The organism is Mesorhizobium sp. M1D.F.Ca.ET.231.01.1.1, assembly GCF_003999155.2.
Taxonomy (GTDB): domain Bacteria; phylum Pseudomonadota; class Alphaproteobacteria; order Rhizobiales; family Rhizobiaceae; genus Mesorhizobium.
On sequence record NZ_RZOZ02000257.1, the window covers coordinates 1 to 289 of the forward strand.

Consider the following 289-nt stretch of genomic DNA (forward strand, 5'->3'; position numbering starts at 1 on the left):
CTGGCAACAGAATGTGGCCCACACGCGCATCAATTACGAACATTGCGCTCGCAACCCGCATGGGCATTCCGGCTATGGCGCCGATTGCTGGGGACTAACGTCGGGCCATGGCCCCTACGGCTACGTTGCGCACGCGCCAGACCATGACAGGGGCGTTATTACCCCAAGCGCAGCCTTGTCCAGCCTTCCCTACGCGCCGGTGGAATCCATGCGGGCGTTGAGATACTTCCTCACAAAGCCGCTTCATCGCATCTGGGGAAATTTTGGATTTGTCGACAGCTTCAGCGAG

The 289-nt window shown here is 59.2% G+C and carries 1 protein-coding gene; it reads left to right on the plus strand.

Going from position 1 to position 289, the window contains the following annotated elements:
• The coding region (locus tag EN874_RS33200; protein WP_281061470.1) for a glucoamylase family protein at positions 1 to 289 on the plus strand (289 nt) is incomplete at both ends.